The organism is Corynebacterium sp. ACRQJ (genome assembly GCF_022346045.1).
GTDB lineage: Bacteria > Actinomycetota > Actinomycetes > Mycobacteriales > Mycobacteriaceae > Corynebacterium > Corynebacterium evansiae.
This window is the reverse complement of record NZ_JAKRMT010000002.1, coordinates 66,474-88,084: the sequence shown is the minus strand read 5'-3', so window position 1 is coordinate 88,084 and position 21,611 is coordinate 66,474. Positions and strand designations below refer to the sequence as shown.

At 64.1% G+C, this 21,611-nt stretch carries 18 protein-coding genes and 1 riboswitch; of the genes, 2 read left to right on the top strand and 16 right to left on the bottom strand.

Annotated elements, in window-relative coordinates; translation table 11 throughout:
• Positions 1-14: 14 nt before the first annotated feature.
• The gene (locus MHX52_RS01805; RefSeq protein ID WP_035004838.1) at positions 15-1,304 is read right to left on the bottom strand and encodes an adenylosuccinate synthase; all 1,290 of its coding nucleotides are present in this window, start codon (positions 1,302-1,304) and stop codon (positions 15-17) included.
• Between the two features lie 189 nt (positions 1,305-1,493).
• On the opposite strand from MHX52_RS01805, the gene MHX52_RS01800 reads away from it, so the two are divergent.
• Complete coding sequence (locus MHX52_RS01800; protein ID WP_239316285.1) at positions 1,494-2,369, top strand: hypothetical protein; 876 nt, start codon at positions 1,494-1,496, stop codon at positions 2,367-2,369.
• Between the two features lie 12 nt (positions 2,370-2,381).
• Here the strand turns inward: MHX52_RS01800 and MHX52_RS01795 are convergent, their stop codons facing one another.
• From MHX52_RS01795 to gcvP, 12 genes are all read right to left on the bottom strand, one after another.
• Positions 2,382-4,220, bottom strand: a complete 1,839-nt coding sequence (locus MHX52_RS01795) for a Rib/alpha-like domain-containing protein (RefSeq protein WP_239316283.1) — start codon at positions 4,218-4,220, stop codon at positions 2,382-2,384.
• Positions 4,221-4,806: 586 nt separating this feature from the next.
• A complete protein-coding gene (locus MHX52_RS01790; RefSeq protein WP_239316281.1) occupies positions 4,807-6,045 on the bottom strand; it encodes an aromatic acid exporter family protein in 1,239 nt (412 codons plus the stop codon).
• 10 nt (positions 6,046-6,055) lie between these two features.
• Positions 6,056-6,955 (bottom strand): endonuclease/exonuclease/phosphatase family protein, encoded by a 900-nt coding sequence (locus MHX52_RS01785; RefSeq protein ID WP_239316280.1) that lies wholly within the window; start codon positions 6,953-6,955, stop codon positions 6,056-6,058.
• Positions 6,956-7,017: 62 nt separating this feature from the next.
• A complete protein-coding gene (locus MHX52_RS01780; RefSeq protein WP_239316279.1) occupies positions 7,018-7,557 on the bottom strand; it encodes a DUF3151 domain-containing protein in 540 nt (179 codons plus the stop codon).
• Positions 7,558-7,571: 14 nt separating this feature from the next.
• Positions 7,572-8,606: a class II fructose-bisphosphate aldolase gene (gene fbaA / locus MHX52_RS01775; protein WP_005297034.1), complete on the bottom strand. Its 1,035-nt coding sequence runs from the start codon at positions 8,604-8,606 to the stop codon at positions 7,572-7,574.
• Between the two features lie 182 nt (positions 8,607-8,788).
• Complete coding sequence (locus MHX52_RS01770; RefSeq protein ID WP_239316278.1) at positions 8,789-10,174, bottom strand: glycoside hydrolase family 76 protein; 1,386 nt, start codon at positions 10,172-10,174, stop codon at positions 8,789-8,791.
• A 471-nt stretch (positions 10,175-10,645) separates the two neighbouring features.
• Complete coding sequence (locus tag MHX52_RS01765; RefSeq protein ID WP_035009072.1) at positions 10,646-11,329, bottom strand: RNA methyltransferase; 684 nt, start codon at positions 11,327-11,329, stop codon at positions 10,646-10,648.
• A 9-nt stretch (positions 11,330-11,338) separates the two neighbouring features.
• A complete protein-coding gene (gene pyrE, locus MHX52_RS01760) occupies positions 11,339-11,905 on the bottom strand; it encodes an orotate phosphoribosyltransferase (protein ID WP_049049915.1) in 567 nt (188 codons plus the stop codon).
• A gap of 45 nt (positions 11,906-11,950) precedes the next feature.
• Complete coding sequence (locus MHX52_RS01755) at positions 11,951-13,651, bottom strand: hypothetical protein (protein WP_239316277.1); 1,701 nt, start codon at positions 13,649-13,651, stop codon at positions 11,951-11,953.
• Between the two features lie 23 nt (positions 13,652-13,674).
• On the bottom strand, positions 13,675-14,058 hold the full coding sequence (gene gcvH, locus MHX52_RS01750; RefSeq protein ID WP_035004863.1) for a glycine cleavage system protein GcvH: 384 nt from the start codon (positions 14,056-14,058) through the stop codon (positions 13,675-13,677).
• Positions 14,059-14,176: 118 nt separating this feature from the next.
• Complete coding sequence (gene gcvT / locus MHX52_RS01745) at positions 14,177-15,346, bottom strand: glycine cleavage system aminomethyltransferase GcvT (protein WP_239316276.1); 1,170 nt, start codon at positions 15,344-15,346, stop codon at positions 14,177-14,179.
• Positions 15,347-15,394: 48 nt separating this feature from the next.
• Entirely contained in the window at positions 15,395-18,361 is a 2,967-nt protein-coding gene (gcvP, locus tag MHX52_RS01740; RefSeq protein ID WP_239316275.1) for an aminomethyl-transferring glycine dehydrogenase, read from the bottom strand.
• A 49-nt stretch (positions 18,362-18,410) separates the two neighbouring features.
• Positions 18,411-18,520: riboswitch (glycine riboswitch) on the bottom strand.
• A 227-nt stretch (positions 18,521-18,747) separates the two neighbouring features.
• On the opposite strand from gcvP, the gene MHX52_RS01735 reads away from it, so the two are divergent.
• Entirely contained in the window at positions 18,748-19,626 is an 879-nt protein-coding gene (locus tag MHX52_RS01735) for an SDR family oxidoreductase (RefSeq protein WP_239316274.1), read from the top strand.
• 44 nt (positions 19,627-19,670) lie between these two features.
• On the opposite strand, the gene MHX52_RS01730 is transcribed toward MHX52_RS01735, so the two are convergent.
• Genes MHX52_RS01730 through MHX52_RS01720 form a run of 3 tightly spaced genes read right to left on the bottom strand, consistent with a single transcriptional unit; the run spans position 19,671 to position 21,611 of the window.
• Complete coding sequence (locus MHX52_RS01730) at positions 19,671-20,129, bottom strand: hypothetical protein (protein ID WP_071055900.1); 459 nt, start codon at positions 20,127-20,129, stop codon at positions 19,671-19,673.
• Positions 20,130-20,145: 16 nt separating this feature from the next.
• Positions 20,146-20,712: a PTS glucose transporter subunit IIA gene (locus MHX52_RS01725; RefSeq protein ID WP_239316273.1), complete on the bottom strand. Its 567-nt coding sequence runs from the start codon at positions 20,710-20,712 to the stop codon at positions 20,146-20,148.
• Positions 20,713-20,723: 11 nt separating this feature from the next.
• Positions 20,724-21,611: a sulfurtransferase gene (locus tag MHX52_RS01720; RefSeq protein ID WP_239316272.1), complete on the bottom strand. Its 888-nt coding sequence runs from the start codon at positions 21,609-21,611 to the stop codon at positions 20,724-20,726.

Genomic DNA, 21,611 nt, shown 5'->3' with positions numbered 1-21,611 from the left:
TCTAGTGCAGCGCCCTAGCTCTCCGCGACGTCGTTGATGACGATCGTCTGGTCGCGGCCCGGACCCACGCCGATGTAGGAGATCCGGCAACCGGACAGCTCCTCCAGGCGCTTGACGTAATCCTGCGCCTTTTCCGGCAGCTCCTCGAAGGTCTTGCAGTCGGTGATGTCCTCGTCCCACGCGGGCATGGTCTCGTAGATCGGGGTGGCGTGGTGGAACTCGGTCTGCGTCATCGGCATCTCGTCGTGGCGCACACCGTCCACGTCGTAGGCCACGCAGATCGGGATCTCGCCGATGCCGGTCAGCACGTCCAGCTTCGTCAGGAAGTAGTCGGTGAAGCCGTTTACGCGGGAGGCGTAGCGGGCGATCACGGAGTCGTACCAGCCGCAGCGGCGCTTGCGTCCGGTGTTCACGCCGACTTCGCCGCCGGTGGTCTGCAGGAACTCGCCCCACTTGTCGAACAGCTCCGTCGGGAACGGACCGGCACCCACTCGCGTGGTGTAGGCCTTGATGATGCCCAGCGATGCAGTAATGCGCGTCGGCCCAATTCCCGTACCCACGCACGCGCCGCCGGTGGTGGGGTTAGAGGAGGTCACGAAAGGATACGTGCCGTGGTCCACGTCTAGCATCGTGGCCTGGCCGCCCTCCATCAGCACAGACTTACCGGCGTCCAGAGCTTGGTTCAACTCCGTCGTCGCATCGATCAGCATCGGCTTGAGGCGATCAGCGTAGGAGAGGAAGTAATCCACAACCTCGTCCACGTCCACGGCGCGACGGTTGTAGATCTTCACCAGGATCTGGTTCTTCTGGTCGAGCGCAGATTCGATCTTCTGCCGCAGGATGGATTCGTCCAGCAGGTCCTGGGCGCGGATGCCCACGCGGGAGACCTTGTCGGCGTAGGTCGGGCCGATTCCGCGGCCGGTGGTGCCGATGGCGCGCTTACCCAGGAAGCGCTCGGCCACGCGGTCGATGGCCACGTGGTAGGGAGCCACCAGCTGTGCATTGGCGGAAACGCGCAGGCGGGAGGCGTTTGCGCCGCGAGCTTCCAGTCCGTCGATCTCCTCGAACAGTGCCTCCAGGTTCACCACGCAACCGTTGCCGATGATGGGCGTGGCGTTTTCGGAAAGCACGCCTGCGGGCAGCAGCTTGAGCTCGTACTTCTCGCCGCCGACGACGACGGTGTGGCCGGCGTTGTTGCCGCCGTTGGGCTTGACTACGTAGTCGACCTTCCCGCCCAGAATGTCGGTAGCTTTGCCCTTACCTTCGTCGCCCCACTGGGCGCCTACGACGATGATCGCTGCCATGGAAACTAAAACACGTCCTCTGCGTTGGTACTTCTGTACTCATGGGTGTAGCCCCGCTCCAAGCATCTGCTGCATCTACTGTGGCTTCTGTCGCTTCAGGTAGAGATCGGGCGGGGCACCTAGACGTTTCTCCATTCTAGTACCTCGCCGGTGCTTGTGGCACAGCTATGGTGGGTTTCTATGTTGTTTATGTTGCGTTGCGATGTTCCCGCCAGCGATCGGCTGCGCGATCCCGTGTTGCCGGGTGAGGCCGTGGAGTGCCTGGATCTGTCTGCCGTTCCGAAGCGCAAGGAGCTGCGCTTCTTGGATGATCTGGAGCGCTTCGTGGTGGGCTCCACCCCGTCGTTGGAGGAGATGATGCAGCGCCCCGACGCTCCCCACTTGGGCGCCCCGCAGCCGGATCCGCACGAGGTCAGCGAGCGCGTGCGCGTGATCGTGCAGGGTAGCGATGCCGCCCTGGCTGCTGTGGTTTCCAAGTTGACGCGCATTGATGCCCTGTGGGTCGAGGTTGGTTTTATCCCTTCTGGTTCTTCGGCGGTTGCTCTTTCGTGGGGTCTGGACGCCACCTTCTCCCCCGCCGAGCACCTCACCTTCGCGCTGGCTTCCCCGGCAGTGCCGACTCCGGTGATCCGCGACGACCACGGCGTGGTGACGTTGGGAGCGGCGGAGGTCACTGGGCCAGTTAGCACGGCGGGCAAGGCAGGCTCGGAAGGCGAGTCCGAGGATGCGGCGGAGATGATCGGCGAGGTGATCGTCGATTCCGAGGTCCTGTACGAGCAGAACAAGGCGGGCACCAGCGATTTCAATAATGGTGTGCGCTTGGTTCCCACGCCGGATGCTCCGGGGTTGGCTGCGGTGCAGCGTCCGCCGTTGCCCCGTAAGGGCTGGTTTGGGCGCATTAAAAAGCCCCGCAGTACCGTCTCTCCGACGGTGCTGCGGGGGCGGGCCTTACAGGCCGGTGGGGTTGATCTGGCGGTCACCCGTGACGGAGTGCGCCATCCCCGCCCGCTGAAGTCGGTGACGTTTTACCGCCACCTGCGGGATGGGCAGTTCGTGCGCAACTAAGCTCGCCCACAGTTAGCGGACGTAGCCGTGGTCGCGGGCCCAGTTGTACAGGCCGAACAGGCCAGCGCCGATGGCAACCGTTCCGAACAGGGCGGCGATGAAGTAGCCGAATGCGCTAGAGCCAGAGACACTGCTGGAGCCCTTCAGGGAGCCGAACAGGCCATCGCCGGAGCCGGTGCTGCCGGTGTTGTCATTCTGCTTGTCCTGCTCCTTGATGGTCACCTTCAGCGTCGTGGTGGTGGTCGACTTATCCGGGTAGGTGATAACGACCGGGACGTCGTAGTCGCCCGGCTTAACGTCCTTGCTCGGCTTCAAGGTGACGGTGCCGTCCTCGTTGACGGTGGCCCACTCCGGGGCGCCCTCACCGAGGGCGAACTCTGCGCCATCAGCCACATCAGCCGGCGGGGCGACGGTGGTTTCGTCACCCTGCTTCACGTCGGCACCAGGGTAGGTCGGATTGTACTTCTCGTTGGTCGGCTTCACGGTAACGGTGATGTTCACGGTCGTATCGTCACCGGAACCGTCCTCGTAGGAGACCTTCACCGGAACGGTGTACTCCTTGGCCTCAACCTCCAGACCCGGCTTGGCAGTCACGGTGCCATCCGGGTTAACGGTGATCCAATCCGGCACATCCTCGCCAGCCTCGAAGGTCGCACCCTCAGCGACATCGGTCGGGGCCGGAGCGGTCACTTCGTCACCCTGCTTCACGGTCACATCCGAGTAGTTCGGATCGTGGATCTCGTTGATCGCGCGCTCCGTGACCGTGACTTTCAGCTCGGCATTGTCGGTAGTGCCATCGGGGTAGGTGACGGTAACCGGGACAGTGTAGTCCTTCGCATCAACCTCGCCGCCCGGGTTCAGCTGCATGACGCCCTTGTCGTCGATGGACGCCCACTCCGGAGCACCCTCAGCCAGGGCGAACTTGGTGCCCTCCGGCAAGCCCTCGATGGTAGGGGTCTTTGCGGAACGGTTGGCCTGCACGGTGATGCCGCCAAACTCCGGGGAGTAAATCTGGTTGTCCGGCTTCTTGATGACGGTCACCTTCGCAGTTGCTTCGTCGGTGGACTTGTCGTCGTAAGTGACGACAATTGGAACGGTGTATTCCTTGTCTTCGGTCTCCAGGGTTGGCTTTGCCTCGATGGAGCCGTCCTCGTTGACGGTGATCCACTCCGGTACGCCCTCACCAGCGGCGACCTTCGTCCCCTCCGGCAGCCCCTCCGGGGCGGGGATGGTAGAGGTGCTTTCCCGTTCGACGGTGGTCTCACCGAACTGCGGATCGTGCTGCTCCGCAAGAGACTTCTCCTTCTCCTTTACCGTCACGTTTACAACGGCGTTGTCGATAGAAGAGTCCGGGTAGGTGACAACGACCGGGACAGTGTAGTCGCCAGGCTTCACGTCCAGGCCTGGCTTGACGGTGACGGTGCCGTCCTGACCGACAGTCGCCCACTCCGGAGCGTTGGCACCCTTCGCATAGGTAGTACCCGCCGGTGCCTGCGCGGTGTTCTTCGATGTAGCGGTATCCTGCTGCTTCACCTCAATGGCGGAGTATTTAGGCTCATTGAACTCAGCATCTTTACCTACCTGGGTCGCACCCAGCGGCGTAAAACGATCAGTCAAACAGGTCACCCGCAGGCCGGGAGTTTTGAAACTGACGCTGCCTGCAATTCCCTCGCCGTAGAACATGTTGTTTTTCCTGACGCCACCATGACTATCCGGCGTCCTGTATGCCTCAGGAGTCTGGATCTCAACCAAACCAGCCTTTTTCGCCTTGAGCTTCAGCTTCAGTGGCGCGAAAGCAATCGTTACAGTGTCCCCCGACTTGCTCGGCTGCATCATTTTATCAACCGTCAAAACGCCATTTTCGAGCGTTGCCGGAAGGTTGGAGCCAACCAGCTCAACATCGCCCTTTACAGCGAAGCGAATCTTATTACCCTGCGTGTTGCCCTCTTCAAAACTAGGGCTTCCACCAAGTCGCTTCAGTTCTGGATGCGATACCGATAGCGAATCCATACTAACGCTGACTTCGAACTCTTCACCCTCAGCGGCTTGTTCAGGCATTGTCACGTGAAGATTTCCCGTGAAATCCCTGTTCTCCATAAAACCAGTGGCAAGTACCCGTCCAAGAAATTTAACTTCGTAACCAGGGCCACCCATAGCAAAAATGGTGCATTTCAGCGGCAGGTTCGTATCCTGCGTTTTGTTGACCGTGGCGGCCTGGGCAGCTACCGGAGAGAACGGAGAATTAGGGACAGCCGTGGCAGTCAGAACCAGGCTAGAAGCAGCCGCAACGGCAGTCATTGTGCGGCGGGAGCGGAGAAACATCATAAGAGATACCTCAAGGTAGAGCGAGACGACATTAAGTCGTTGCGGGGAACAATTCCCCAACTTCTTTAAGAATCTACTATCAGCACTTTAAGAGTTCCACTCGTAGCCCCGCCTATTCCTCCAGGTCGTCCCACACCTCCGGCGGCTGCCACGGCCTATCCACCGTCGGCCGCAGAAACGCCATAGCCGACTCACGCGAATAGCCGCAGACCTGCAGGGCGTCAACAATAATCGAGCGACACTGCGCCAACACCACCGTGCCCGACAAACCCGTGCCATCCGCGATGGCCAGGTCCGCCTCCGCGGCGAGTTTCTGCAGGGCGCGCACGATCTCCGGGATCTCCACCGCCTCGTCGCGGGTGCCGCGCGTGCCGCCCTCGGCGAACAAAGCGCCCAGCTGGCCCAGCTCGTTAGAGATCCCACGCATCAGCTCGGTCATTTCCTCCGGCGGCTCGATCTCATCCAGCATCATGATCTCCGCCCGGCGCGCCAGCACGCGCGTATTGCGCATCACGTTATCCACGGGCACCAGGATGCGGTTCATCGACCTCGCATGCCGCCGGGCCGTCCAATAGATCGGCGAGACAGCCACGACCTCCGAGCCGCCGCCCACGTTCGTCAGCAGAGCATTCACGTAAGTCTGGGTACCGCGGGCGATCTCCAGAGCCTTGGTAATCTTCGCCGCGTCGCGCTCCTCCATCCCCTGCGCCACATCGTCCAGTACCAGCGATGCCTTCGAGATCAGCGTGGAGACCTCCCGCCTAGCCGGGCGCAGCGGGGAGTTCGGCACCAGCGCCAGCACCAATATGCCGATCACACCACCGATCAGCGCGTCGATCATGCGGTCCCACGAACCAGAAGACCCCGGCGGCAGGATCGTCGCCACCAGCACCGCGGAACTGGCGGCTTGGAAAGCCACAGAGACCGACTTATCCACGAACGTCGCCACCAGTATGGCGAACAACACCACCACGGAGACCTGCCAGTATCCGCTACCAATGTTGCTGATCACCAGGTCGCCGATGCCCACGCCCACAGAAGCACCGAGCACCAGCTCGAAGCCGCGCCGCAGACGCTTTCCGGCGCTCACACCCAAGCTCAGCACCGCCGCGATGGGCGCGAAGAAAGCCTGCTGGTGGTCGAAAATCTGCTCCGCGATGAGCAGCGCCAGCCCCGCGCCGATAGCGCACTGAATGGCGAAGACTATCCCCTCCCGCACGCGGATCGCACCCTGCACCGGCGCGATGCGGCGCAGGTTCCGGGCTGCAGCGCGCACTCCGGGGCGCAGGCGGTTGGCCGGCTCGCCCCACATCTCCTTCGCGGTCCGGGGCCGCGGTTGTGGTTCTGCCATGCCCGCCAGTCTAGGTGGTTACGTCCGCCCACACGGCCAGATGGTCAGTACCCAAAATCCGCTTCGTGCCGCCGCCCAGGCACTCGCCGGTGGTCATGATGTGGTCCAGCCGAATCACGGGGAACACCGCCGGCCACGTTGGGGTATGCGCCAGGTGCCCCGTGCAGTCGCTGAGCTCGAAGTCGCGGTAGCGCGGGTGGCTGCGCGTTGCGTTGAAGTCGCCCGCCAGCACCAGGTGGCGCCGGGAGTTCGCCCACTCGCTGAGGTTCGCTAGGTCGCGCTCCCACGCCGGGCGGTCGTCCTTCGCGGGCGCCACCGCGTGCACGCCCACGAACTCGCTGTTGCCGTGCAGCGGCGCATTCACGCGCGGAGTCTGGAATCGAGTAAGCCCACGGACCATGTTGCCGTGCGCCCCTGTTTTCTCTTTATATGACGCCGACACGAGCGCCACAACATTATCCGCCCGATCGTTGCCAGGGCGCGGCTGGGTCATAGGGAGATAGCCGGTCTTGTCAGCCACGCTGCTTACCTCCTCGGCGTTCGTCTCCAGGAGGAAAACCACATCCGGTTTAAGCTCATCGATGGCACGCGCAATCCGCTTATCGTCGGCCTTGCCCCAGTAGGTGTTCAGGGAGAATACGCGGGTGGGGTTGGTGGCGTCCGAAAAATTGGGCGCCGGTACGCGCGGGACGATCAAGACCGCCAGCAGAGCCAGCACCGCGCATAGCGCCGCGCGGCGTACCGAGCGGAGGATGCCGATACCCGCCGCGGCGAGCACCCCGGCGACCCACGCGCTGGCCTGCATTTCGGCCACGAAAGGCCAGCCGGCCGTGGGGTTTGCCGGCCAGAGGATGCTGGACATCCAGAAGATCGCCACGACCAGCGTGGCGATACAAAGGTTCCGGTTCACCCCGTGGCTAGGGGCCGGCAGAGAGAAAGAACGGCGTTGGTTCATTTCCGTTCAGACACGGGTTAGCCCTCGGCGGGCGGGGTGACGCCGGGTTCGGTGATTGGCTTGGACTCGGCCTTCTTGCCGGAGCCGTCCAGCCCCAGGGCTGGGGCTGCCGCCGGGTCGCAGTCGTGTAGCAGGTTCAGGCAGCGCACGACCTCGTCGTCCTCGCCGAGGGCGCGGGCGGTCTGCACCAGCGCTCCGATGGCTCGCAGCACACCCTGGTTCGGCTCGTGGCTCCACGGCACCGGGCCGGTGCCCCGCCAACCGTTGCCACGCAGGGCATCCAGACCGCGGTGGTAGCCGGTGCGGGCGCAGGCATAGGCCTGAACGGGCTGACCTTCGGCCAGCAGTACCTCGGCCAGGGCAGCCCATGCGCCGGAATCCTTCAGATTTTCCGAGACCGCGGCCTCCAGCGACTCACGCGACTGCGCAGCGCTTGCACCACCGCCAGCACCGGCAGCACCTTCCACCGGAATGGAGCTTGCCAGCTCCTGCGGCAGGCGCACCTCCGGGTGCTCCGCGCCGAAGAGGTCTCGACTGTGACGAATCTGTTCTGCCATCGTGCTAGCGAAACCTACTTAGCGACGGAAGTGCCAGCGGAGTGCAGGTCGTTGCAGGCCTCCACCACGCGGACGGACATGGCCTCCTCAGCCTTCTTCAGGTAGGAGCGCGGGTCGTAAACCTTCTTGTTGCCGACCTCGCCGTCGATCTTCAGCACGCCGTCGAAGTTGGTGAACATGTGGCGGGCAACCGGGTTGGTGAAGGCGTACTGGGTGTCCGTATCCACGTTCATCTTGATCACGCCGTAACGCAGAGCCTCCTCGATCTTCTCCTTCTCAGAGCCGGAGCCACCGTGGAAGACGAAGTCGAACGGGTTGGAGCCCTCAGAAAGTCCCAGCTTCTTCTCTGCAACCTTCTGGCCCATGTCCAGAACTTCCGGGCGCAGCTTCACGTTGCCCGGCTTGTACACGCCGTGGACGTTGCCGAAGGTAGCGGCCAGCAGGTAGCGGCCGTGCTCGCCGGTGCCCAGAGCATCGACGGTCTTAGCGAAGTCCTCTTCGGTGGTGTACAGGTTAGCGCCGGCCTTGGCCTCCACGCCGTCTTCCTCGCCACCGACAACGCCGATCTCCACCTCGAGGATGATGTTGGCCTTCTGGGCGTCAGCCAGCAGATCCTTAGCAATCTCCAGGTTCTCGTCGATCGGGATAGCGGAGCCGTCCCACATGTGGGACTGGAACAGCGGGTTCTCGCCGGCCTCCACGCGCTTGCGGGAGATCTCCATCAGCGGGCGGACGTACTCGTCCAGAACTTCCTTCTGGCAGTGGTCGGTGTGCAGAGCAACGTTCACGCCGTAGTGCTTAGCAGCCTGGTGAGCAAACGCAGCCAGGGCCTCCGCACCTGCAACCATGTTCTTCACGGCCAGGCCGGAACCGAACTGGGCGCCACCGGTGGAGAACTGGATGATGCCGTCGGACTCCGCATCCGCAAAGCCCTTCAGAGCAGCATTGATGGTCTCGGAAGAGGTGCAGTTAATCGCGGGGTATGCGAAGCCGTTCTCCTTCGCATTGTCCAGCATGTCGCGGTAGACGTCGGGGGTTGCAATAGGCATTTCGATGCTCCTTCAATTCCTTGAAATAGGGCAGGTAGGTCTCCGCCCACAATTATGCCCACAAATTCAACACCGTGCAGTTACTCCGCCCAGCACTCCCCCTTATGCCCACGCGCCCTGCCTACACCCTGCCTTTCGCCGCTCGTCTACCCGTCTCTCGCTACTCACCCACCACTCGAGCGTCACTCCGCCGCGATGGTACGCGCCGCCGCCTCCATCAGCATCCACCCGGAAAGCTGCACGGACAGATCCCGCTCCGCAATATCGGAGCTCGCCACCGCCCCCGCAATCGTCGCACCAACCAAACCACCGGCCTGCGGCATCGTCGCATCCTTCGACCAATCGGCAGAGAACACCGGCAGCCCATCAACCTCCAAGCGGAAGCGCCACACCTGTTCGGCTGTCGCCAACACAATCCGCCGGGCAATGGCCACAGCCTCCGTGCCGTGCCGACCTGGCGTCGGCAAGCACTCAACAACAAGAGAAAGATAACGAGCAAGAATGCCATTAAACAGTCCGCCGTCACCACCCGCAGTGCGCGCATTGAGCGCACCGTCGCGGTCGGCAAGGTGCACCTCGATCGCGCGGAGCAGGCCATGGATGCGGGTTATTTCTTTGACGCCCACATCTGAAACCGTGCGGTCCTCCACCCCAGCCGCACGCCTGCGCGCGAGGGCGAGCTCCACGCATGCGCCGAGCATCACCCCCTGGCAATAAGGATGCACCGCCGTGACGGGCTCCGGGCCGGCCATCCGCATATGGATACCGTCCATGACCAGGCCGTCTTCGTTGATGAGATTGTCGAAGGTCCAGTCGATCAGGCGCTCCGCCGTCTCGATATCGCCATTACGTGCGGCGAGGATGGCGGCGGGGCCGTTAGTGGGGACGTTGTAGAAAGTCTCCTGCGTGCGCCACGGCAGCACGCCTGTGAGGCTATCCACGCCCTCGAAAATGTTCTCCACCAGGGGTTCCAGCTCGCGGGGCGTGCCGAGCTTCGCCTGGATCTTCGGAGTGTTCGCCACCCGCTGCAAGGCCAGGGCCAGCCACGCCTTGTCGTCGTAGTAGTGGTTGGCGGTCAGGGGGCGGAGGTTGCGGATGCGCATGGCACGGAGGTGCCGGCGGATGGCGAAAATCCGGGAGTGGGTGGGGCGGCGGATGGCGGCATCGATGAGGTTGTCGATGTAATGAGCTTGCCACCAGTAGTGCCAGCGGACGAACATGCGGTCGCGAGTGGTCGGCGGCCAGGCGATGACCCCCAGCGTGGTGCGTGGGATGCCCCAGAGGCGGCTGGCGTGGCGCTCATAAACCGCCTGGTAGGCGAGGTCCGCACGGTGGTCCCAGCGTTCGATGAGCTCCTGGTTGGGATTGGGGGATTCTGCCCGCTCTGCAGCCGAGGCTTCGGCTGCCTCTGCCTGCCCGGCGCGTCCGTCGGCCTCAGACTGCCCAGCCCGTCCAGCGGCCTCAGACTGCCCAGCCGCCCCCTCCACAGATTCCTGTGGCGCCGCAGAAATGTCTCCTACCTGCGACGACTTGCTACCCTGCTTCTTCTTGCCGGGAAGATTAAACACTCAGCACACCTCACTCGGTTGTAGCGCTCTGCAGAACAGTCTAGCCCTCCCCCGGGACCGCGCAGCCCGCCAGTCAAAACCTCCACCGCAACGCCCAAATCTCGTTACCCGCCAACCAAATCCCGCTGCCCGCCAGCCAAATCTCGCTACCTCGCGTGGAAATGCCGTTGCATGGCGCGAAAATGTCGCTAGATCGGGAATACGTTAAAGACCATAATTCCCAACTACACAAACATGCAGGTCAGAGCGTTTTCATTTTTCGGAGACCGCTACGCGCGCCCACGTATTCCCGTTCTAGCGACATTCCGCTCACCAGGACCCCAATTCCTAGCCCCAACGCCCGGAGCATTCCCATGCATTCCCGTTCTAACGACATCTGCGGGGTGCGCTAGCGACATTTGCGGGGTGTTCTAACGACATTTGCGGGGTGACGGAGGGGCGAAAAAGCACGCGGGATGCCAAACCAGGCAACTACCAGGCCTGGGACAGGTCGGCGTGCTGGCGGATCCACGCATGCATCGCAATCCCTGCCGCCACACCGGCGTTAATGGACCGCGTCGAACCAAACTGAGCAATAGAAACCGTCATCCGCGCAGCATCTTGCGCCTCCTGGGTCACCCCCGGCCCCTCCTGGCCAAACAGCAGCAGGCACCGCTCCGGCAGCTCCGCGGTTTCCAGAGGCACGCATCCCGGGGTGTTATCCACTGCCACCACAACTAGCCCCTCCCGGGCGGCGAATTCCAGTACTTCCCCTACCGTCGCATGGTGCTGTAAGTGCTGGTAGCGGTCGGTAACCATCGCTCCGCGCCGGTTCCAGCGCCGCCGCCCTACGATATGCACGGTGTCCACCGCGAAGGCATTCGCAGTGCGCACGACGGTGCCAATGTTCGAGTCGTTTTCGAAGTTCTCAATGGCAATGTGCAGCGCGTGCCGCCGGGTATCAATATCCGCAATGATCGCGGACTGCTTCCAGTACCGGTAGGCATCCACCACGTTGCGCGTGTCCCCGGCATCCAGCAGCTCGGGGTCGAAGCGCGGATCCGTCGGGCGGGGCTGGTCGGGGTGTTCTTCTTCCCAGCTGCGCACCCCTCGGGGGTGCTCCAGCCACTCCGTCGGTCCGGGTTTATCGTGTGATTCGGGGGAGGTGGGCGTCATCAAAAATACCTAGGAAAGACCCAGGTCGGACAGCCCCAGCAGAGAGCGGTACTCGACTCCCTCGGCCTCAATGACATCCTTAGCGCCGGTCGCGCGGTCCACGACGGTGGCCACGCCAACGACGGTCGCACCGGCCTCGCGGGCAGCGGCGACGGCAGTCAGCGGAGAGTTGCCCGTGGTGGTCGTGTCCTCGACGATCAGCACCCGCTTGCCCTCAATGTCCGGGCCCTCGATGCGGCGCTGCATGCCGTGCTTCTTGGCTTCCTTGCGCACGACGAAAGCGTCGATGGTGCGCCCGGCAGCCTCGCCAGCGCCAGCTGACCCAGCGTGCATGATCGCCGTCGCCACCGGGTCCGCGCCCAGGGTCAGTCCGCCGACGTGCGCGTAGTCCCAGTCGGCGGTCAGTTCGCGCAGCAGCTCGCCGATCAGCGGCGATGCCTCGTGGTGCAGGGTGGCGCGGCGCAGGTCGACGTAGTAGTCGGCCTCCTTGCCGGAGGACAGGGTCACGCGCCCGTGCACCACCGCCAGCTCCTTGACGAGCTCGGCGAGGCGCTGCTTCTTGGCTTCATCGATCATTGCGGTTTCTCCTTCTTGTCTGTGCCGTTGTGTGCCCGGCGGGACTTATTGCTGGTCGTCTTCGACGACCTCGCCGTCGACGGTTTCGTACTCGATCGGTTCGATGGGTTCAGGGCGGGCGTGGCGTGCCTCTGGCGCGCGATGACGCCCACCGCTCCGCCGACGCTGCGTCACAGGAGACAGGCGCACTGCAGTGGACTTGGTCTCCTCGAACTCCTCGAAAATGGTGGCCTCTTCCGCCTCGACGCGGATGACCTGTGCATATTGCGAATTGTGCGAGCTCATGTGCTCGGGGTCTTCGCCCAGGCGCGGGATGCCTCCGTCGCGGCGGCGTCGCCGTCCCGCGCGGAGGTCGTCATCCTCCGCGGGGTCGTCGTAGTCGCCCACGGCAAAGCTGTTGAAACTGTCCGGGTCTCCGCCTTCCCAGCGCGTGTGCGTGCGAGAGGGGAAGGTCACCGGCTCGGCGGGGCGGGTGATGTCGGGCCGCTCCGGGTTCGGAACTTCCGCGTGTGCGGCAGCTTCCTCAGCGCGGGCAGTGCTGTCCTGCGCGAGGTTGGAGTCTGCGGCGGCGGAGGCGGTGGCGTCACTACCAGCACCGCCCGCATCATCCGCAGCGCCATCAGGCACAGCCTGCAGGTAGGCCGCGCGGCGGGAGGAAGTCTCGGCGGCCTGCTCCTCGATCTCCTCCTGGTTCACCGGGTCGGCGGTGTTCACCTGCAGCGGGCCGCCGGGCAGGGGGCGCAGTTGGTCGGCGGTGAGCATCTCCAGCGGCGCGCTGGTCTGCGCTGGGGGCAGCACCATCGCGGCATCCACCAGGGAGCGCAGTCGCGGCAGGATCTCCTGCCACACATTGAAGTCGAGCTTGCGGGAGATCCGCACGACCGTCCAGTTTTGCCCCCATGCCACGTCGCGGGCGACCTGCGACAGTGCGGCCAGGGAGTCCTCCACACGGGCGTCCAGCATGCGGTCCAGCGCGCGGACGTCGGTGGTGTATGCGGCGAACGGGGGCTGGTCCAACAGGTCGGTGCGGCGCATGCCAGGGGGCTGCGCACCATCAGCGGAATACAGCACCTGAACTGGGGATTCCTCCACCCGGCGCATCGCCATCAGCGTGGACGATCCCACGTCGCCGATGTGCACTTGGTGCCCGTCGACGAAGCCACTGACGACCTCGCGCAGCGTCGGCACGCCACGCCGCTGATCCCCCAGGATGGCGATGGGCCAGTCGCGCGCGACCTCGCCGTCTTCCTTCGTGTACTCGAAGCCGTTATCGGCCGCCCATTGGCGACGCCGCCTCCGGGGAAAACCGAAAGCCGCCATTGCTGACGCGGGCGCAGACGCAGGCGCATCGGCCGGGTATTCGGCGGTATATTCGCCTGGCTCGTCTTCGTAGCCGTACTCTTCCCCGTACTCATCGTCACCCTCGGACCACGAGTCGAATTGCGGACCTTCCCAGGCTGCGGACCATTCTTCGTCGTCCGCCTCGGACCACTCGCCGTCTTCATCCTCGAGCCATTCGTTGCCCTCAGGCTCCCCCTCGGAGTCGCCCTCGAAGCTGCCATCCTCATAGCCCTCATCCGTGGACCAGCCCCCGTTATACCCGCTGTACTCGCCGTACCCGCGGTTCCCCTCGTTTCCGTCGGCTCCGTCGGCTCCGTCGGCGCCGGTTGCGTCGCTATCTTTTGCGCGCAGGAGTAACCACACGGCAAGGCCCAACAGGGCCAAGCCGAGGATTAACGCGAACATGGAACCGACCATAGGGTCTTGTTTTACTCGTTAGCCGCCTGGTAAGCCTCAGCGTCCATCAGCTCGCCAGCCTCGGTCACCTTGACCTCGTACAGCCAGCCCTCACCGTAGGGATCCTCGTTGATCAGGCCAGCGTTGTCCTCCAGCGCCTCGTTCACAGCCACGATCTCGCCGGAAACCGGTGCGTAGATGTCGGAAACGGACTTGGTGGACTCAACCTCGCCGAAAGCCTCGCCGGCCTCGACCTCGGAGCCAACCTCCGGCAGCTCGACGAACACGATGTCGCCCAGCGCCTCAGCGGCAATGTGGGTAATGCCCACGCGCACGGTCTCGCCCTCCACGACGGCGGAGGTGTTAACCCACTCGTGCTCCTCGGAGTACAGGAAATCGGTTGGCAGTGCAGTCATTGTTCTTAAGCCTCTCTTGTGAAACCTTGTGTGGCTACTTCTGTGGTTGCCTGCCCAAACCTTACACCAGCGGGCAGACAACCCTTTTGCGTTACTTACGCTTTCTTGCGCTCGCTCGTTACTTCTCGCGGGAGTAGAACGGCAGCGCCACGACCTTGTATTCGAAGCGCTTGCCGCGGATGTCCACCTCCACGGTCGCGCCCTCGGCAGCCGCGCCGGAGGAAACCGCGGACTTCGCAACATACGCCAGAGCCACCGGGTGGCCCAGCGTCGGCGACAGCGCACCGGAGGTCACGGCACCAATGGCCTTCTCGCCCTCTCCCGCGAACACCTCGTATCCCCCACGGGCAGCGCGGCGACCTTCGCCCGCCAGCCCGATAAGCACCTGCTGGGTACCCTTTTCCTTGGCGGAAACGATGGCGTCACGACCAACGAAAGAGTCCTTCGACTTCGTCGCCGCAAGAATGCCCAGACCAGCGTCGACCGGGGTGAGCTTCAGCGACAGCTCGTTGCCGTACAGCGGCATGCCGGCCTCCAGGCGCAGGGTGTCGCGGCAGGCCAGGCCACACGGCAGGCCACCCAGCTGCCCGGCCTGATCCATGGCCTTGGTCCACACGATCTCCGCGCCGTCGTTGGCCACGATCAACTCGAAGCCGTCCTCGCCGGTGTAGCCGGTGCGGGCCACCAGCACGGGCTGACCTGCAGCAACGCCCTGGAATGCGGCGTAGTAGCCCAGGCCCTCAATAGCCTCGGCAACGGTCTCGCCCGCGCCGGATGCCTCGGGTGCATCCACCACGTTCTCCACGATCTCCAGCATCGCCTGCGCGGCCTTCGGCCCCTGCACGGCGATCATGGAGGTCGCATCGGATTCGTTCTTAACCTCCACGTCGAAGCCCTCGGTGCGGCCCTGCAACGCGGAAACCACGTTGTCCACGTTGCCCGCGTTCGGCACGATCAGGAACTCGTTCTCGCCCAGGCGGTAGGTGATCAGGTCGTCGATGATGCCGCCGGATTCGGTGCAGATCATCGAGTACTTCGCCTTGCCGATCTTCACGGCCGACAGCTTGGAAATCAGCGCGTGGTCCAGGAACTCCGCCGCCTGCGGGCCGGTCACGCGAACCTCACCCATGTGGGAGAGGTCGAATACACCCACGGCGTTGCGTACAGCGTGGTGCTCGTCCAGCTCACTGCTGTACTTCAGAGGCATGTCCCAGCCGCCGAAGTCGGTAAATCGCGCGCCCAGCTTCTCGTGCACCAGGTGCAGCGCGGTCTTCTTAAGTTCGGTCATGTCTTGTTCTCCTTCTTCTCTTTGTGACGCCCTTAGCCCCAGCGGACCCTAATCCTCGTTAATTGCGAAGTCTTCCAGGGGCGGGCAGGTGCACACGAGATTGCGGTCGCCATAGGCGTTGTCGATACGACGCACGGGGGTGAAGTACTTGGTGTGTCGCAGGCTAGCCACCGGGTATGCGGCCTTGGCACGGCTGAAGTGACCACCGGATACAGCTTCCTCGAAGTCGTCCCGCACAACAGAATAGGCGGTAAACGGCGCGTGGCGCAGAACGGACTGCTCGGCGGTGACCTTGCCGTCGATAACTTCCTGGATCTCCCCGTGGATGGTGATCATCGCTTCGATGAAGCGGTCCAGCTCTGCCTTGTCCTCCGACTCGGTGGGCTCCATCATCAGGGTGCCGGCGACCGGGAAGGCCAGGGTCGGGGCGTGGAAGCCGAAATCCATCAGGCGCTTGGAGACGTCTTCGGCGGTGATGCCGGAGGCCTTCGTTAGCTCGCGCAGGTCCAGGATGCACTCGTGAGCCACCAGGCCGGTGTCGCCCTTGTACAGCGTCGGGAAGTAGTCTTCCAGCTTGCGGGAAACGTAGTTGGCGTTCACCAGGGCCATGCGGGAGGCCTCGGTCAGGCCCTCGTCACCCATCTGGGCGATGTAGGACCAGGTGATCGGCAGCACGCCAGCGGAGCCGTACTGTGCGCCGGAGACCGGCTGGCCGGTCTGCAGTGCGGCGTCGCCCTCGGCGACGTCGGCGTTCGGGTCAGTCGGCAGGAACGGGATCAGGTGCTCTGCCACGCACACCGGGCCCACACCCGGGCCGCCACCGCCGTGCGGGATGGTGAAGGTCTTGTGCAGGTTCAGGTGGGACACATCACCACCGAACTCGCCCGGCTGGGCCAGGCCGACCAGGGCGTTCAGGTTAGCGCCGTCGACGTAGACCTGGCCGCCAGCGTCGTGGACCTTCTGGCAGACGTCGCGCACCTGCTCCTCGAACACGCCGTGGGTGGAGGGATAGGTCAGCATGATGGCGGCGGTCTGCTCGCCGTACTTTTCCAGCTTGGCCTCCAGGTCCGGCACGTCGATGGAGCCGTCCTCGGCGTTCTTCACGGCCACGACCTTCAGGCCCGCCAGAGCCGCAGAGGCAGCGTTGGTACCGTGCGCGGAGGCCGGGATCAACACGATGTCGCGCTGATCATCGCCGCGGGACTGGTGGTAGCGGTGGATCGCCAGCAGGCCGGCAAACTCGCCCTGGGAGCCCGCGTTCGGCTGGACGGAAACCTTGGCGTAGCCGGTGATCTTCGCCAAGCGCTCTTCCAGGTCCTCGATGAGCTCCAGCCAGCCCTGCGCCTGCTCGGCCGGGACGTGCGGGTGGATGCCTGCGAAGCCAGGCCAGGTGATCGGTTCCATGGAGGAAGCCGCGTTCAGCTTCATGGTGCAGGAGCCCAGCGGGATCATCGTGCGATCCAGCGCCAGGTCGCGGTCGGCCAGCTTGCGCATGTAGCGCATCATCTGGGTCTCGGAGGTGATGGCGGTGAAGATCGGGTGGGTCAGGATCTCCTCGTCATCCGCGCGCAGTACGCCGGCCTCGCCCAGCGGGCCGGCGGTGACATCGAAGCCCGCGGAGTTGACCTCACCGGTGCGGGAGCCCAGCACCTCGATCAGCTTGGCGATGTCCCCATCCGTGGTGGACTCGCCGACAGAGATGCCGACGAAGGAATCGTTAACCTGGCGCAAGTTGTAGCCTGCCTCGGCTGCGGCGCGCAGAGCCGTGGGGGCGTCCCCAAGAGAAGAACCAGACACGTCAACGGTGACGGTGTCGAAGAAAGTATCGTGCGCCAGCGTCAGGCCAGCCTCGGACAGGGCAACGGCCAGGGCGGTCGCACGGGCGTGCACGCCCTCAGCGATGGCGCGCAGACCAGCCGGGCCGTGCCAGACCGCATAGAAACCGGCGACGACAGCCAACAGAGCCTGGGCGGTACAGATGTTACTGGTGGCCTTATCACGGCGAATGTGCTGCTCACGGGTCTGCAGAGCCAGGCGGTAGGCCGGAGTGCCCTCGGAGTCCACGGATACACCCACGATGCGGCCCGGCAGCTTACGCTGCAGAGCTTCGGTGCAGGAGATGAAGCCCGCGTGCGGGCCACCGAAGAACAGCGGCACGCCGAAGCGCTGGGCGGAACCGACGGCGATGTCCGCGCCCTGAGAGCCCGGGGAGGTCACCAGAACCTGAGCCAGCAGATCACAGGCAACCGTCACCAAGGCGCCGGTCTCCTTCGCCGCGGAGATCAGGCCGGACAGGTCGCGCATGCGACCGGTAGAGCCGGGGTTGGAAAGCACCACGCCGACGAGGTTCTCGCGGCCCTCGAACGCCGCGGCAGCACTCTCACCGGCGCCGTCCTCGTCATTCAGGTCCACGACCTCCACCGGAATACCCGCAGCCTCGGCGCGCGCCAGGGTGACGGTGATGGACTGCTGGTGCAGGGAGGAATCCAGCAGCACCACGCCGCCCTTCTTGGCGGCCTTCGCATTGCCGCGAGCCATCAGCTGCACGGCCTCGGCCACGGCGGTGGCCTCGTCCAGCAGCGAAGCACCAGCCACTGGCAGGCCGGTCAGATCCTGCACCATCGTCTGGAAGTTCAGCAGAGCCTCGAGGCGGCCCTGGGAAATCTCCGGCTGGTAGGGGGTGTAAGCGGTGTACCAGCCCGGGTTCTCCACCACGTTGCGGCGGATCACGGCCGGGGTGATCGTGTCGAAGTAACCATTGCCGATCAGCTGCTGCTTTTGCACGTTCTTGTCAGCGTAAGCGCGCAGGGTGGCCAGGGTGTCCGTCTCGTCCAGCGCCTCCGGCAGGCCGATCGGGCCAGCCTGGCGGATGGACTTCGGAAGGGCATCGTCGGCCAGCGCGACGGAAGATTCGTAGCCCAGGTAATCGAGGATCTCCTGGGTATCGGCCTGGTTCGGGCCGATGTGGCGCTGAACGAAGGGGGCTGAGTTACGGCGAGTAGCTGCAGAAGACATGGCTTTATAGGGACTTTCCGGTCGTAAGTGCACGGTCGTTAAAAGGAGCCCTCCCCACTCTGTCGCTTGTGCCTGAGAGCTTCACCCGGTCTACCCGGCTTTTCTCCTTCGGCGCCCGCGTGCACACGACTGCGCGCAGGTCTTTCCAGAGTTGCCTCACTGTGACGGTACTTGGGGCCTGAGAGTGTCCCGGGGAGGAATTGCTCCGTCGGCGGCCGGCGCGTGACAAGCGCCGAGCCTCTCCCACCACAGCTAAAAGCGGCAAAAATGTATGCAGTTTTCTCCCACATCATAGCCGTAGTGCGACGGATCACTAAAGAATCCGGACAATGCGAAAAATCTCATTCCGTCCGCATACCCCCACTCCAGCAGCCAAAATAATAAGCATGGCAAAACTTTCCAGCATTCTCCCCTCCCCTTCCCGCCCGCTGCCCGCCGTCAAAGGCGGAGTGGCCATAGTTACCGGCGCCTCCTCCGGCATCGGCCGGGCAACCGTAGCCGCCCTCACGGAGCTCAAGGCCGGCGCAGGCACTTCCGCCCCCGACCGCATCATCGGCACCAGCCGCAACCCCGACAACATCACCGACCCCATCGACGGGGTGGAATACCTCCCCCTCGACCTCGAAGACCCCGCCAGCATCGACGAGTTCGCCACCCGCGCCCTCGCCCTCGGCCCTCCGACCGTACTGGTGAACAACGCGGGCGAAAGCCAATCCGGCCCCCTAGAGGAGCTCCCCGACGATGCCCTGCACCGTCTGTTTGAGATCAACGTTCTGGGACAAGTGGGCGTCACAAAGAAAATCCTTCCGACAATGCGGCAACAAGGGGCCGGGCGCATCGTGATGGTCGGCTCCATGCTGGGCAGCTTCCCGCTGGCCTACCGCAGCAGCTACGTCGCCTCGAAGGCCGCGATCAAGGGATTCGCCTTCGCCGCCCGGCGCGAGGTCCAGCCATTCGGAGTGGGCATGTCCGTGGTGGAACCCGGCTCCATCAACACCGGACTATCCACGCGGCGCACGAAGTACGTGGACTTGCAAGGCCTCTACGGCGCGGAGTTCACCACCATGCTGACGAACCTGGATAACAACGAGGCCAACGGCATCTCCGCCGAGCGCGTGGCCGAGGAAATCCTAAAGCCCATCACCGCCACCCGGCCCAAGCCGCTGTACGCGACCGGCTCGATGGCGCCGGTGGTCTTCCCGCTTTCGCGCGTGCTGCCGACCGCGACAATGCACTGGCTGATCAACCGGAAGCACGGGTTATAGGCACGCGCCCGCCCAGCGCCGGCCCCGCGCCGCTTAAGTCCGAATTAAGTCCGGAAGCTCTTGTCCCAAACGTCCTCCACGGGCTCGTCGTCGCGCAGGAAAAGCTCGTCGTCGACATCGCGCCCGCGGCGGGTGGACCAGTCGTCCCACGGCGCGGCGAACAGTGCCAGTACCGCCGCACCGACAATCCCCATGATCATCAGCATCCCCGCGACAACAATCAACCACAACGCCGAATTCACATAAAACACCATCGCCAGCAGCGCCGTACCAACGAGCCCGATGCTGCTCATCAGCGTGTACAGGCGGTTCACGGGGTGCCGCCTGTGCCCATAACTATTGCGCTGCGTGGCCACCAGCGGCCACACCTGAAGCACAGTCAGCACCACAAAATAAACCCCGGCGATACTCTGCAGCTGCTGCGGCGTGAAAATCTCCACCACCCGCGATAGCGCCAGAATCATGCCGACCACCGACATGATGCTAAAGATCCTCCGCGTCATTGCGCACGCACCCCCTTTACACCCAGAACAGGTTGTCGCCGCCCATCACAGGCTCGCCGGAGAACACGTCTAGCTTTATTTCTGACGCCCCCATCTGCAACCCCAACACCATCACCACCGGATCGAACCCCATCCGGCCCAACTCCCGGGGAGCGTACGTGCACACGGGAGTTCCCTGACGCACCAGGTCGCCCTCCTGGACGTGCACGTCGAATCCCTGGCCGTTAAGTCGCCCAGTATCCACCCCCAACTGCATGAAAATCGACGGCTGGTCGGCCATTATCTCCGCGTGAGAACCTCCAGGCGCGGGCTGCGTCTGGATCAAAAACATGTTCGGCGCCACGCGCTTCATCACTCCCCCGATGGGCGCGAGGATCTGTACGACCTCCACGCCCGCATCGGGGATCACTGCCACACCGGCGCCGATGGTGCCGGTGGCGAGGATCGGGTCGGGGACGGAATCGAGGCTTACGGCTGTCCCCGCCAGCGGGGTCACAACGGGAAACGTCGCAGAGTGGTTCTGTGCGGTCACTTCGCGCTGCTGGCCAGGCCTACGGGGATCCAGGGAGAAGTTGGGATCCATACTCCCGCAGTTTAGTCGCGCTCGATGGGGCGCGAGGCGGAAGCGGACCATTGGGACCAACCTCCCACAAAGTTTTTCGCGCCCGGCAGGCCCGCGTATTCCATCGCGGCGATAAACAGCGAAGAGTGCAGGCCAGAGCCGGAGTACACGCACACGTCGTCACCGCTGGTCACACCATTATCGGCGAGGATCTGCCGGATCTCCTCCGGAGTTTTCACGCGGCCGCTGGCGCTGCTGTCGCGCTCGCTGTGGTTGTTGAAGAGCTCCTTGACCGGGATGTTGATGGCCCCGGGGATACGGCCCGCCTGGTGGTCGAAGCGCTCCTTGCGGCCGGAATAGCGGGAGGGCTCGCGGGCATCCACCAGGATGCGCTCCTCGCGCCACTGCTCCACTTCCTCGAGGTCGAGGGTCGGCATGCTGCCCGGACGAACCTCCACGTTGCCCCGGCCGCGCAGTGCTCCGATACCGCCGGCAACGTCGCCGCCCGCGGCTTCCCAAGACTTGGTGCCGCCGTCCAGGATGCGGACATTCTGCACACCTGCCCAACGGAAAATGAACCATGCGCGAGCCGCATAGAGGTTGGCGCCGGCGTCATAAATATAAACAGGGCGACCATCCGTAATGCCCCAATCGTCGAAGCTTTTCTGCAGGCGCTCCGGCTCGGGAAGAGGGTTGCGGCCCTTGTGGCGGGACGGGATAGAAGCCAGGTGCATCAGGGGGTTACAGAACATGGCACCGGGGATGTGCTGCCCCACGTATGCCTCCCAGGCGCTGTTTTCGGTGCGCGCCCAGTGCGAGTCGATCACGGTCATGCGTTCGCCCCGCTGGAAAGCCTCCAGCATCTCCTCACCGGAGACGAAGGGGCTGGCGGGCTGCTGTTGGGCAGAAGAGTTGCTCAT

What these genes read in the sequence shown, in the direction of transcription:
- gcvT (WP_239316276.1), bottom strand. Translation starts at nt 15,346, where the DNA reads ATGACCGAACTTAAGAAGACCGCGCTGCACCTGGTGCACGAGAAGCTG.
- MHX52_RS01790 (WP_239316281.1), bottom strand. Translation starts at nt 6,045, where the DNA reads ATGGCAGAACCACAACCGCGGCCCCGGACCGCGAAGGAGATGTGGGGC.
- gcvP (WP_239316275.1), bottom strand. Translation starts at nt 18,361, where the DNA reads ATGTCTTCTGCAGCTACTCGCCGTAACTCAGCCCCCTTCGTTCAGCGC.
- MHX52_RS01730 (WP_071055900.1), bottom strand. Translation starts at nt 20,129, where the DNA reads ATGACGCGGAGGATCTTTAGCATCATGTCGGTGGTCGGCATGATTCTG.
- MHX52_RS01725 (WP_239316273.1), bottom strand. Translation starts at nt 20,712, where the DNA reads ATGGATCCCAACTTCTCCCTGGATCCCCGTAGGCCTGGCCAGCAGCGC.
- fbaA (WP_005297034.1), bottom strand. Translation starts at nt 8,606, where the DNA reads ATGCCTATTGCAACCCCCGACGTCTACCGCGACATGCTGGACAATGCG.
- gcvH (WP_035004863.1), bottom strand. Translation starts at nt 14,058, where the DNA reads ATGACTGCACTGCCAACCGATTTCCTGTACTCCGAGGAGCACGAGTGG.
- MHX52_RS01780 (WP_239316279.1), bottom strand. Translation starts at nt 7,557, where the DNA reads ATGGCAGAACAGATTCGTCACAGTCGAGACCTCTTCGGCGCGGAGCAC.
- MHX52_RS01765 (WP_035009072.1), bottom strand. Translation starts at nt 11,329, where the DNA reads ATGACGCCCACCTCCCCCGAATCACACGATAAACCCGGACCGACGGAG.
- MHX52_RS01735 (WP_239316274.1), top strand. Translation starts at nt 18,748, where the DNA reads ATGGCAAAACTTTCCAGCATTCTCCCCTCCCCTTCCCGCCCGCTGCCC.
- pyrE (WP_049049915.1), bottom strand. Translation starts at nt 11,905, where the DNA reads ATGATCGATGAAGCCAAGAAGCAGCGCCTCGCCGAGCTCGTCAAGGAG.
- MHX52_RS01805 (WP_035004838.1), bottom strand. Translation starts at nt 1,304, where the DNA reads ATGGCAGCGATCATCGTCGTAGGCGCCCAGTGGGGCGACGAAGGTAAG.
- MHX52_RS01720 (WP_239316272.1), bottom strand. Translation starts at nt 21,611, where the DNA reads ATGAGCAACTCTTCTGCCCAACAGCAGCCCGCCAGCCCCTTCGTCTCC.
- MHX52_RS01755 (WP_239316277.1), bottom strand. Translation starts at nt 13,651, where the DNA reads ATGTTCGCGTTAATCCTCGGCTTGGCCCTGTTGGGCCTTGCCGTGTGG.
- MHX52_RS01800 (WP_239316285.1), top strand. Translation starts at nt 1,494, where the DNA reads ATGTTGCGTTGCGATGTTCCCGCCAGCGATCGGCTGCGCGATCCCGTG.